This is a genomic window from Rahnella sp. RFA10(1/100), assembly GCF_004195115.1.
Taxonomy (GTDB): domain Bacteria; phylum Pseudomonadota; class Gammaproteobacteria; order Enterobacterales; family Enterobacteriaceae; genus Rahnella; species Rahnella perminowiae.
This window is the reverse complement of record NZ_SEWR01000002.1, coordinates 577,400-589,734: the sequence shown is the minus strand read 5'-3', so window position 1 is coordinate 589,734 and position 12,335 is coordinate 577,400. Positions and strand designations below refer to the sequence as shown.

The window sequence follows — 12,335 nt, the reverse complement described above, 5'->3', positions numbered from 1 at the left end:
TTAAGACGGAATCGATTACGTGGCCGCCAGACTCAATGCATCAAAGCAGCGACCGTTACAGGAAATTAAAGAGTGAACGCAGCATTTACCGCTGCGCCAGACGTGCCAAAACCTGGGGGTTATCAGGCATGTTTGATGCGCCTTCGCGTTCGACTGCCAGCGAGGCAAATGCCGAGGCATAGGTCGCCGCCTGCACCAGACTTTGCCCATTGGCGATACCTGAGGCCAGCGCGCCGTTGAAGGCGTCTCCTGCACCGGTGGTATCAACGCTCAGCGCCGGGAAAGCCGGAATGTGCTGGAACTGATTGCCGTCAAGCAGCAGCGCGCCGCGCGATCCCATCGTAATAATGACCCGCCTGGCACCCTGACTGACGATACGCTGTGCAGCCTCTTTGGCACTGGCTACATCTTTCACGTCAATGCCGGACAGCTGCGATGCCTCAGTTTCATTAGGGGTAATAACGTCAACATATTCAAGACACTCAAGCGCGTGGTTCGAGAAAGGAGCCGGGTTGAGTATCACTTTCACTCCCAGCGCTTTAGCCAGCTTCATCGCACTCAAGGTAGCGGCAAAGTTGTTTTCGAGCTGCACCAGCAGCACGTCCGAATCTTCAAGTTCGGGCGCGATTGCCGCCACTTCGTCTTCGCTGATGGTTTTATTGGCGCCGGAATAAATGGCAATCATGTTCTCGCCGTTTTCCTGCGAGACATAAATAATGGCGTTGCCGGTTGGTTCGGTTTCTGACTGATAAAGGGTAAAGGAGTGAATCTCCGAGGAGGTCAGGTGATCATAAGCAAACTGGCTGAACTGGTCCTTACCCACCTTGGAAACGAAATGCACCTTGGCACCTGCACGACTGACAGCCGTGGCCTGGTTGGCCCCTTTGCCGCCGGGGCCGAGTGTGCTGCCCAGCGCCAGCAGAGATTCCCCGCCTTTTGGAAAACGTTCAACTTTTGCCACAATATCGACGTTAAATGAACCCAGAATACACACCTTACCTTTCATGTTCTTTCCTTTACCCTGTTGCACAATCTGCTTTCTTTTCTGACTCTGCAGCCGTTGTAGCAACACTTCAAAGTTACCGCCGGTGTCAGTAATCAGCTTTGACTGCAAACTTCGCCGGATTACCATTGCCCCGCCGTGACAGCGCTGAACCAATTTTTCAGCCGCCAGGGCATTCAGATCATTGCGAATGGTTTCTCGGGTCACCGCAAACAGGGATGCCAAAACATCCACTTTTACCCGCTCATTTTTATCCAGATATTCCAGGATTTGCTGCCGACGCTCTTCAAGAAACATAGCCACCCACCTTCTCTGTATTCAGAATAAATGTATAAAACAGGTTAAATAGTGATGATGCTCATAGCTTAAATAGCAAAACGGAAGTAAACAAAAATGGGAACTTATGTTTTTTGTGACGTAATAAGCGGGGAATTCTGTCGGACAAAGCAAACAAATGCTCATTTTGAGAAAGGAAGGTGTAAGCCGGATGGTTTCATGAGAGAAGCCCGTTTAAGGAGATTTAAGCGGGCTTTTATTTTTTGTCATTAATCTTCCGCCATGCTGGAAAATGTCCGTCACGGGAGATATTAGTGATGGAGGTTTATCGCCATGAGATGTTGAAGATCACAAAGTGAGATATATTTCATTTCAACAGATGACATAAAAAGAGCCCGAGGTAAGCGAACAATTTTAACTATCGCAATGGCCAGGATATCCCGTCAAAAGAGCAGAGACTGATCCTGTCGATTTTCGTTTAAACAGATTCAAATCTTACCTGTTATGACTCCTGCATCTTAACGACCACTTTCCCCTTCGCGTGTCCCTGCCCCAGATAGGCAAGAGCTTCCTTTGTTTGTGCAAAAGGGAATACCTTGTCGATCACGGGCCTGATTTGTTCAGCCTCTATGAGTTTACCGATTTGAGTAAGCTGATCGCCATCAGGACGGACAAAGAGAAATGAATAGGTCAGCCCTCGTTTTTTCGCAAGACGCATCATCTTGCGGCTCATCAGCCCGAAGACAAAACGCAGAAAGAAATTTAATCCCCGGGTCCGCGCGAACGCAGCATCTAACGGGCCGGTGAGAGAAACAATCTTTCCACCCGGCCTGAGAATTTGGGTAGATTTTTCAATTGAATCGCCTCTGACAGTGCCGAGAACCATATCGTAGCCACTCAGCACATTTTCGAATTTTTGTTTTTTATAATCAACCACTTCGTCTGCGCCAATCTGACGCACCCATTCGACATTGCCCGTACTGGTTGTTGTCCCCACCTTGGCGCCAAGATGCTTCGCCAGCTGGATGGCAAAACTGCCAATTCCCCCTGAACCTGCCGGAATAAAAACCTTCTGGCCCGGATGCAGCCCGGCTCGCTCTGTCAGTGCCTGCCAGGATGTGAGGCTCACCATCGGGAGCGAAGCTGCCTGCACAAAATCCAGACTGGCGGGTTTCATGGCCGCCGCGCTTTCAGGCACCAAAGCAAATTCGGCAAGGGAACCCGTTCCCTTGTCAAAAATGCTGGCGAAGACTTCGTCGCCTGGCGAGAAACGCGTCACACGACTCCCCACGGCAATGACCACTCCGGACAAGTCGCTGCCCAATGTGGCGGGGAGCTTAAAATGCAAAACCGGCTTAAATATTCCGGTTGGGATAATGTTATCAATCGGGTTCAGACCCACCGCATAAACTTTAACCAGGATTTCATCAGCATCAGGGGCAGGATAATCTACGTTATCAAATCCCCGCTCTGGGGATTTACCATAGCGTTTAAACGTAAACGCTTTCATCGTCTTAGTTTTCATTTGTTGTTTGCCCTGTCGCGTTTGCCAATGAAATTTCCTTAGCGGCCCTGTTGCCGCGCAAAAAATCCCCGGTAATAACCCATCGTAAAAACGTCTTTTTTATGCTTTCGCATCAAGCTGAAGACTTTTGCGCACCACCTTATCCAGGAATGAAGCAGGGGCGAATCTGAGAATAAAATTCAACTGACCGGCCAGCTTGCCTGCCGTGTAACGCATCTTCGGGCGTAACGTCTGAGCCGCTTTAACCACCACGTCAGCCACGACCTCCGGACTTTCCGCCTCAGCCATCGCCTTGCTCACCACTTTCGCCAGCTTAGCCCGGATCAGGTCATACTCTTCCAGCCTGGCATCCGGCTCGATATTATTGGCTTCAAACTGTGTTTTTATGTAGGCAGGTTCAATGACAGAAACTCTGATGCCCTGTGTGCGCAGTTCGTGATCCAGTGCACCCGAATAACCTTCAACCGCATGCTTACTGGCAGCATAAAGTGCCACATAAGGTAACGGAACGATCCCGAGTATCGAACCGATGTTAATGATGCGCCCGCTGCCCTGACGGCGCATATAAGGGATCACTGCCCGGCTCAACCTGACGATGCCCAAAAAGTTGGTGTCGAAAATGTGTTTGGCCTGATCGACAGAACTTTCTTCCGCCGCCGCCGGCGCGACCCCGAAACCCGCATTGTTCACCAGAACATCGATCCGCCCCTCCAGGCGCAGCAACTCATCAATGGCGGCCCCGACAGAAGCGTCGTCTGTCACATCCAGCGTCAGTAACGGAAACGGAGGCTTTCCCGCCTGAGGACCACGCCGGCTCGTGCCATATACCCTATACCCCGCCGCTAAAAGTTTAAGAGCAGATGCTTCGCCGATACCTGAGGACGCGCCGGTAACCAGTGCTACACGTTTTTTTGTCATGCTGAATAAGGCCTTCATGATGAGTTTGTGGTTTCTCATCGCTGATGAGAGGACAGGCTGTAAGAGATGTATGTCGGATTCACCGCTGTGCAGAACCGCCGGAAGACCGTTCTGCACAGTTCACCTCATTGACTAAAGTGCATTATATCGTTCAGCGACTTCATCTTGTTTAATGTCTGAGAGCAGAGCCTGACGCGAAGCATCAAGGGTGTCCCAGCGGGCAGCATTATGTAAAGGCGGGATGGTGACCTGTTCACGGCGATCAAAGCCCACCAGTGCGGCATCCACTAACTCGCCCACTTCCATGAATTTTGCCGCGTTACTGATGTCGATACCCGCACGGTCCCAGATTTCCGTGTAAGTGCCGGCAGGGAGTACCGCCTGGACATAAATGCCCTTAGATGACAGCTCGACATTCAGTCCCTGAGACAGGAAAAGAACAAAGGCTTTAGTTGCACCGTAAACCGTCATGGCAAATTCCGGGGCCAGGCCTACGACAGAACTGATGTTGACGATCGATCCTTCCCCCGCTTGCACAAAGCGAGGTGCCACGGCGCTGGCCAGTCTGGTCAGGGCGGTGACGTTAAGCGCGATAAGGCTTTCTATCGAATCAGGCGTCTGCCCGGTAAAACTGCCGGACTGCGCGATACCCGCGTTATTGATAAGGATGCCAATCCGTGAGTCTTCACGCAGACGGGCTTCGACCGCGGCTAAATCACGCGTTTGCGTGAGGTCGGCAGGCAGAACGTCGACAGAAATGCCATTTTCCTGTCGCAGACGCGCGGCCAGTGTTTCTAACTTCGCGTTGTCGCGCGCGACCAGAACCAGGTCGTGGCCCCGGCGGGCAAACCGTTCCGCGTAAACAGCACCGATACCCGTGGATGCGCCTGTGATGAGAACTGAAGCTTTAGTCATAAGTTGATCTTCTTCATTAATGTGTAAACAGAATCCGCCATGTGCGATGTATGTAGGGCTTTACTTGCTGGTCTCAGTCAGCGACGGGTAATCGGTATATCCCGCTGCGTCACCGCCATAAAGCGTTTCAGGATTGAGTGAGGCCAGAGGCGCGCCCGTCTTCAGCCTGCCGACCAGATCCGGGTTGGCGATGAACGGGCGACCAAACGCGAACAGATCGGCTTTGCCTTGCGCAAGCTGAGCGGACGCCAGTTCCAGGTCATAGCCATTGTTGCCGATGTAGGTGTTTTTAAAACGCCGGCGCAGGGAGTCGTAATCGAACGGCGATATATCACGCGGGCCGCCCGTCGCGCCTTCAACCACATGGAGGTATACGATGCCCAATGCATCGAGTTGTTCAGCGAGGTAATCATATTGTGGCTGCGGATCACTGCATGAAATCGCATTAGCAGGTGAAACCGGTGAAATACGTACGCCAGTGCGGTCTGCGCCGATCTCATCTTTTACGGCCGCCGTGACTTCTAACAGCAGGCGCGCACGATTTTCCACAGAGCCGCCGTATTCATCAGTACGCTGGTTTGCGCCGTCTTTAAGGAACTGTTCCAGCAGATAACCATTGGCACCGTGGATCTCTACGCCGTCAAATCCGGCCGCAATGGCATTGGCCGATGCCTTCCTGAAATCATCGATAATCCCCGGTATTTCCTGCAATTCAAGCGCACGTGGCTCAGAGACGTCAGTAAAACTATTGTTCACAAAGGTCTTGGTCCCGGCACGGATAGCGGACGGTGCGACCGGCGCAGCGCCACCAGGCTGCAAATCAACATGCGAAATTCGTCCTACATGCCAAAGCTGTACAAATATGCGCCCGCCTTTGGCATGCACGGCGTCAGTCACTTTGCGCCAGCCATCGATTTGAGCTTGTGTGTAGATCCCCGGCGTATCCTGATAACCCTGCGCCTGTGCGGAGATCTGCGTCGCTTCGGTAATCAGCAACCCTGCTGTGGCACGCTGGGCGTAGTAGGTCGCCGCCAGTTCGCCCGGCACCAGGCCCGTTGCGGCCCGGTTACGTGTCAGCGGTGCCATCACGATGCGGTTGGCCAGTGTGATTGCGCCAAGATCATAGGGCTGAAATAAGCGTTGATTTGTCATGTTTATTTACCTGCTAAGGGGTGGGTCAACGTGTCAGCATAATGATGATGATCATAATCTATAAAGTCAACCGGTTTGATTATGACCATCATCAATGTATACTTAACCCCTATTTTTGAGAGGGCAGGAAAGCATGAAAGTGTCAAAAGAGCAGGTTCGGGAAAACCGGATGCGCATTGTTGAAACGGCCTCAGAACTTTTTCGTGAACGCGGTTACGATGGCGTGGGCGTTGCGGAACTGATGTCTGCTGCAGGCTTAACCCACGGCGGGTTTTACAAGCACTTTGGTTCCAAGGCTGATCTGATGGCGGAGGCAATGAGTTGCGGTTTTACGCGTTCTGCAGAAAGCACGGCAGGTGTGGACCGGGAAAAATTTATTGAATACTACCTCTCCCGACAACATCGCGATGATATGGGAAAAGGGTGTGTGATGTCGGCACTGGGCACCGATACAGCCCGTCAGTCTGCGTCAATCAAGGCGACATTTGCCGCCGGAATTGAACGCCAGCTGGCAATTTTAGGAACTGAAAATGGCACGCGCGCTGACCTGATAGATACCATCGCCCATCTTGTCGGTGCCCTGGTGTTGTCCCGTGCCTGCCCGGATAATTCCGCTCTGGCTGATGAAATTCTGGATGTCTGCCGCACTCAACTGCTAAGTCAGGACGCGCGTAAAGATTGAAAGTAGAAGATCCGGAAATACGGCCCGGCGGGGCCGACGATGCGCAGGCGAAGGCACGCGTCTCGGCCTTCACCGGCAGGTCCGCAACATATCCGATGGGACCGGACCCGATCCCATATAAAGCAAATGATTTGTTTAACTGACGGTGCTGTTGGGACGGTCGTCCCTGCTCATCCGGTCCGGTTAACGCTAACGTTTCGCGATTCCGTTCGGACATCGCATCAATTTCTGTCCCTGTCCGCGTCAAATCAGACCGCGTCGCCCTGGCGCGGCCGCACCGCTTTGCCCAGCAGTTTACGCTGCGCGGCCTCAAGCGCCAGCTGAGCAGCACCTTCCGCCGTCGCCAGATGACCAAACTGCGAGGCGGCGACGGTGGTATAGGGGGATATGGCGGCAACTGTCCGCCGCGCCGCAGCGACAATCAGCCGGTTCGAGCCGACGCTGCCGCCGAGAATGATCATGGCCGGATCCAGTATCGCCACCAAACCTAACGCCAGAAAACCGATCTGCTCGCCGTAGTGTTGCGCCGCCTGCTGGGCGACAGGTTCGCCGCGCGCCGCGCGCTCCAGCAGCGCCTCAAGCGAGCGTACCGCCGGAGCGCCCGGCGGCCGTTGTGCGTTGAAGCTATCCAGAAATCCGCGCTGCGCCAGATGCTGCTCAAGCAGTAACTCGCCCGGTTTCTCCCGCTCGCTCCAGGGAAACGGCAGGTCGGCGATTTCACCGGCGCAGCCACGCGCACCGTGAATCAGCGCGCCCCCGGCTATAATGCCGCAGCCGATGCGTTCGCCTATCTGCAGGAAGGCGACATCCTGCAGCCCCCGGCCGATGCCGTGGTTAACTTCGGCCACCACCGCACAGTTGACGTTATTCTCCACCAACGGATGCACGCCGTCGGGTAGCGGCAGCCGTGCCAGAATGGCATCCGGCGAGAGTCCGGCCTGCGACGGACCGTCGCGTCCGGAAAGCGGCACATCCGGGCGCACCGGTTTGGGCAAAGCGACCGTCACCGCCAGCAGCGGACCAAAGGCGGACAGTTCCTGACGCAGTGCGGCGATGGCGTCGGCTGCCGCAATGATAAGCTGCGCGGACGCGCCATTGGTGAACTGACGCAGCGCCAGCTGCCGGCCATCCAGACTACGGGCGATAAACAGCGCCTGACTGTTGCCGATATCCGCACCCAGCACCCACCCTGCCTGACGCGCCAGCTGATACACACTGGCACCGCGCCCTCTGGCACCGGCCGTGGCGACGATCGAGCTGTGACGTTGTAGCTCTTGCAGACCGGTGGACACCGTGCTTTTGGCCATGCCGAGCCTTGCCGTCAGCTCGGACTGAGTCGCACCGCCCAGCGCGATGAGTTCGATCGCCAGCAATTTCGCCGTAACGCTGAGCGCCGGAGACGGCCCCGTCCCCTCCCCGTCCGGCAGAGTCGTCTCTCCGGTGCGCTGGCGTAAAAACGCCGTCACCTCCGCCACAGCCGCCTGCTGATTCAGCGTATGAGCACGCTGCGCCAGACCAGACAACAGCTCACGGCGTTCCGCCTCCTGCCGGCGCCACCAGCTATAGAGCAGCCCGCTGTCGCGGCCGGCCACCGGCTGGCTGAAAAACCACAACAAACTACGCGTGGGCGAACTGAGCCATAGCGAACCGTGCAGCGGCGTGTCGTCAGGCTGGCGCGCCGCGCCACTCTGAGGACGCAGCGTTATCCCCGGCAGGACAACCGGCCGCCGCCGCGAATGACAGAGTTCGATGACGCCACCCGCGGCCGGATCGGCACGCATTGCACTCGCCCCGCACACCACAGCCTCCGGAAAGAAATAGTCGACGATTTGCCACAGATAACGTCTGACGATGATGTCGGCAGGGGTGTCAATGTCACCGCTGTAGATGCCACGTGCCAGACGTTGCAGCCGCCGCCGCTTCAGCGCCCGGCTAATCACTGCCGCGTCGTGATCGCGGGCCAGCACCAGCACCGGCCATGATGAATGGGTCATTCTCTCTCCTTTACGCGGTTAACCGCACGGTGTGCACCGGGGGACGGAGTCGCCCGAAACGGGCGGCGCGCCATCATAGGGAATACTTATTTACCTTGCCACTCCGCCGCTGCTTCAGACTATTTCGGTCAATGTTATGGCAATAAGGTCAAGTTTTATGCGCGAGATGATGCCTCACGGTCAAGTTATCACGCAGAAAATTGTCAGCACCGGCTGAAACGGCACGAGGAAAATGCAACGAAAAACCATCAGTTTACTGATTTTTATCGATTTATTACGTCATTTCCCGCACTGCACAAACTGTGCGAAGTTGTTTGTGACATAAAAGTTTCATCCTTAACACTACAGGGAAATGATGACATGACCGGCACAGAAATTTTAATCCCTTTCGCCCAGGGCGTCGCCCGGCAGGCCGCCGCGCTGGAGTCGACCTGCGAACGCGCACAGGCGTGGCTGGACACGCTGGATATCACCGCACTGCGCGGCGGCACGCTGCTGTTCGCCGGTATCGGCGCATCTTATGCGGTGCTCGCCGCGCCGGTACATGAACTGCGAGCGGCCGGTTTGCGGGCGCTACGCAGCAATGGTGACGATATGCCTGATGGCACGCCGCCGCTGGCAGACTGGTATCTGGGCGTCTCTCAGAGCGGACGCAGCCCGGAAGTTGTGAGAGTGCTGGAACAGCAGCGCCCCGGGCGGCGGCTGGCACTGGTTAATCAGGCAGACTCGCCGCTGGCGGCGGTCAGCGCCGACACGCTCTGGCTCGGCACGCTGATCGATTCCGGCATGTCCTCCGTGGCGCTGCTGGCCACCAGTGTCTGCCTGGGCCTGCTGACGGATGCGCTGATCGGACGCGACTGCAACGCAGGCTGGCGTCAGTTACCCGCGCAACTGGACGCAGTGAGGCATACCGCCCGGGCGGCCGTGGATCGGTTCGCACAGCAGGCCGGTCACACCGGCTGTATCGATTTCGTTGGTGGCGGCACCAGCCTCAGCGCCGCTGAACAGGGCGCCCTGTTGCTGCGCGAAGGGCCGAAAATGGCAGCGATGGGCATGGGGACGCGCCACTATCTGCACGGCATGACCGATGCCGTGGGTCACGGCACCGCACACGTGCTGATCGGCGGCGAGCGGGAAATCTTGCTGGCGAAGCAGCTTGTACTCTTCGGCGTACCGATATTGCTTGTGACAGATCAGGCCGTGTCGCTGCCCGGCACAGAGACCGTGCAACTGCCGGTCCTGCCGCCGCTGCAGCGCCTGGCGCTGGAAATACTGGTCATGGATCTGCTGGCGATCGCGCTGGGCCGGGTTGTGGATCGCGATATTGATGCCGGCGTTGTCGCACGGCTGGATACCAAAATCAGCGGGGTGGTGTCATGACACAAAGCTGGCTGGGAATGGATGTGGGCGGCAGCAAAATTCATATCCGCATCGAAGACAGCGCCGGACAGGCGCGGATGGACGCGCAGTGGCCGACCGGACGCTGGGGCGGCGAAAGCTATGCCTTCAAGGCCGCGCGCATGGCTGAGCTGATTGCCCTCGCCGCCGGACAGGCCGGACTCGCCGCCCCGCCCCGGGCGATAGGCATCGGCGCACACGGCTGCGATACGCCCGACGAATGCGCACGCATGACGGCACTGATGGCGGGTCACTTTCCCGACAGCGCGTGTCAGGTGGTCAACGACGCGGCACTGGTCGCGCTGTGCGCCAGCCAGCCACACGCGGCCGGGCTGATTGCCGGTACGGGTTCGGTGGCGGCGGCGCTGGGGCCGGAAGACCACTGGCTGCTGGCTGGCGGCTGGGGCTGGCTGGTGGGCGACGAAGGCGGTGCCAGCGGTCTGGTGCGTGAAGGGATCCGCGCGGTGCTAACGGACTGGGATCGGGGGCGCAGCGACGATCCGCTCGCCATCGCGCTGACACGCGCCTTCGGGGCAGACCACCTGCTGGATCTGCCGTCGCAATTGCTGCGTCAGCCTGTCAGCGTCTGGAGTCGCCACGCGTCCGTTATTTTCGAATGCCTGCAGGCCGGTTCGCCCCTGGCAGCGGGCGTGGTCGATGCTGCGGCCGAATCGCTGGCGGAACTTATCGCCCGGCTGTGCCGGCGCGGTGCCCGAATCGACTGTGTAGTGGCGGCTGGCGGCGTAATCCGCCATCAGCCGCCGCTGTTCGACCGGCTGGCCGCACGTCTGCGCAAACACGATCCCCGGCTGTCGCTGCTGTTGTTAGCATGTCCGCCGGTCATGGGCGGGGTTGCGCTGGCGCGCCGCCTGGTCGCCCCTTCATTAGTCCGTTCCGTTTCACGAGGTGCATGATGTCTGAATATGAAAACGCCGCCGCCCCGGCGACCCGTAAAGCCTGGCGCTTTCCCAACACTTACACTGTTCTGCTGGCCATCACCGCCGTCGTCTGGCTGCTGACGTTCATCATTCCGTCCGGACAATACCATATGGCGGACGGTCGCCCGGTGGCGGGCAGCTTTCAGGTCACCGCCAGTCCGCTGACCACCGTGCAGCGGATCAAAGAACTGTTTCTGGCACCGGTAAACGGGCTTTACGGCGTGGAGAATGCCGCTGGCCATGTCGGTCCCTACGAGAGCGGTAACCTGTTCGGCGCCATCGGCGTATTTTTCTACGTGCTGTCGCTGGGCGCCTTTATCGTCACAACGACCAAAACCGGCGCGATCGACGCATGTCTCGGACACGTGGCACAACGCTTCAGACAGCGCGGCGGGCTGCTTATCGTCATGGTGATGCTGCTTATCGCCATCGGCGGCTCCACTTACGGCATGGGCGAAGAGACACTGGGCTTCTATGCGCTGCTGGTGCCGCTGCTGCTGGGCCTGGGCTTCGATCGCATGACAGCGGTGGGCGTGATTCTGGTGGGATCGGTGGTGGGCAACATGAACTCCACGGTCAATCCGTTCATGACCGGCGCCGCCTCGGCGGGCGCTGGCGTGCCGATGGGCAGCGGCATCGGTCTGCGCTTCGCGATGTTTATCGTGCTGACGGCCGTCGCCATTCTGTATGTGGTGCGCTATGCCCGCCGTGTGCAGCGCAACGCCGCACATTCGGTAGTGGGCTTTTCCGCTGAGGACCGGGAACTGGCGCAGGCCAGATTACAGTTGCCACCGCCGATGAACCGCCGCCAGAAAGGCGTGATGCTGACTTTCGCCGTCACGTTCGTCTTCATGATTTTCGCCATCATTCCCTGGGCGCAGGTGATCGCCGGACCGAACGCCACCTCATGGTCCTGGCAGCTGGACTGGTACTTCCCCGAGCTGACCGCGCTGTTTTTTGTTATGTCGATAGTGACCGGCCTGTTGGGCGGCCTGCGCGGCAACGGGCTCTACAACGCGATGCTGGCAGGCATCTCCGACTTTATGGGAGCCGCGCTGGTTATCGTGCTGGCGCGTGGCATCACGGTAATTATGCACAACGCGCAGATCACCGACACGGTACTGCACTCTATGGAAAGTCTGGCGAACGGCGCGCCTTCCGGCACCTTCACCGTCATGATGTATCTGCTGATCATGCCGCTGTCGTTCCTGGTGCCCAGTTCATCCGGGCTGGCGACACTGGCGATGCCGGTGCTGGCACCCATGGCAGATTTTACCGACGTCGGCCGCGAAATGGTGGTGACGGCATTTCAGTGCGCAGTCGGTACAATAGCGATGATTTCGCCCACCTCAGCCATCGTGATGAGCGGACTGGCGCTGGCCAAAGTCAGCTATACCCGCTATCTGTTGTGGGTGCTGCCACTGCTCGGCCTGCTGGTTGTGCTCAACTGCCTGTTTCTGGTGCTCGGCGCGGCGCTGAAATAAGCGTTAACCTCTCCCCGCTTCGGCGGGGGTTTTCTGTTACTATCCCTTGC

10 protein-coding genes are annotated in these 12,335 nt (G+C 57.6%); 4 read left to right on the top strand and 6 right to left on the bottom strand.

The genetic code is table 11. The annotated features are described in order from the left end of the window. Positions 1-85 precede the first annotated feature (85 nt). From rbsK to ETV65_RS09295, 5 genes are all read right to left on the bottom strand, one after another. A complete protein-coding gene (gene rbsK / locus ETV65_RS09315; RefSeq protein WP_129952593.1) occupies positions 86-1,300 on the bottom strand; it encodes a ribokinase in 1,215 nt (404 codons plus the stop codon). A gap of 481 nt (positions 1,301-1,781) precedes the next feature. After that, a complete protein-coding gene (locus ETV65_RS09310; RefSeq protein WP_129952592.1) occupies positions 1,782-2,804 on the bottom strand; it encodes an NADP-dependent oxidoreductase in 1,023 nt (340 codons plus the stop codon). Between the two features lie 99 nt (positions 2,805-2,903). After that, complete coding sequence (locus ETV65_RS09305; RefSeq protein ID WP_129952591.1) at positions 2,904-3,722, bottom strand: oxidoreductase; 819 nt, start codon at positions 3,720-3,722, stop codon at positions 2,904-2,906. A 132-nt stretch (positions 3,723-3,854) separates the two neighbouring features. Beyond that, complete coding sequence (locus tag ETV65_RS09300; RefSeq protein ID WP_129952590.1) at positions 3,855-4,637, bottom strand: SDR family oxidoreductase; 783 nt, start codon at positions 4,635-4,637, stop codon at positions 3,855-3,857. Between the two features lie 60 nt (positions 4,638-4,697). Then, complete coding sequence (locus ETV65_RS09295; RefSeq protein ID WP_129952589.1) at positions 4,698-5,789, bottom strand: alkene reductase; 1,092 nt, start codon at positions 5,787-5,789, stop codon at positions 4,698-4,700. 133 nt (positions 5,790-5,922) lie between these two features. Between ETV65_RS09295 and ETV65_RS09290 the strand changes: the two genes are divergently transcribed. After that, the gene (locus ETV65_RS09290) at positions 5,923-6,471 is read left to right on the top strand and encodes a TetR/AcrR family transcriptional regulator (RefSeq protein WP_129952588.1); all 549 of its coding nucleotides are present in this window, start codon (positions 5,923-5,925) and stop codon (positions 6,469-6,471) included. Between the two features lie 248 nt (positions 6,472-6,719). Here the strand turns inward: ETV65_RS09290 and ETV65_RS09285 are convergent, their stop codons facing one another. Next, positions 6,720-8,465: an ROK family transcriptional regulator gene (locus ETV65_RS09285; protein ID WP_129952587.1), complete on the bottom strand. Its 1,746-nt coding sequence runs from the start codon at positions 8,463-8,465 to the stop codon at positions 6,720-6,722. On the opposite strand from ETV65_RS09285, the gene ETV65_RS09280 reads away from it, so the two are divergent. The 3 genes from ETV65_RS09280 to ETV65_RS09270 are packed head-to-tail and all read left to right on the top strand — an operon-like array spanning position 8,457 to position 12,285. After that, a complete protein-coding gene (locus ETV65_RS09280; protein ID WP_129952586.1) occupies positions 8,457-9,845 on the top strand; it encodes a hypothetical protein in 1,389 nt (462 codons plus the stop codon). The two genes, ETV65_RS09285 and ETV65_RS09280, sit on opposite strands and share 9 nt — an antisense overlap. Continuing rightward, the gene (locus ETV65_RS09275; RefSeq protein WP_129952585.1) at positions 9,842-10,777 is read left to right on the top strand and encodes a BadF/BadG/BcrA/BcrD ATPase family protein; all 936 of its coding nucleotides are present in this window, start codon (positions 9,842-9,844) and stop codon (positions 10,775-10,777) included. The genes ETV65_RS09280 and ETV65_RS09275 overlap by 4 nt, the downstream gene beginning before the upstream one ends. Beyond that, a complete protein-coding gene (locus ETV65_RS09270) occupies positions 10,774-12,285 on the top strand; it encodes a YfcC family protein (protein ID WP_238483564.1) in 1,512 nt (503 codons plus the stop codon). The genes ETV65_RS09275 and ETV65_RS09270 overlap by 4 nt, the downstream gene beginning before the upstream one ends. Positions 12,286-12,335 lie beyond the last annotated feature (50 nt).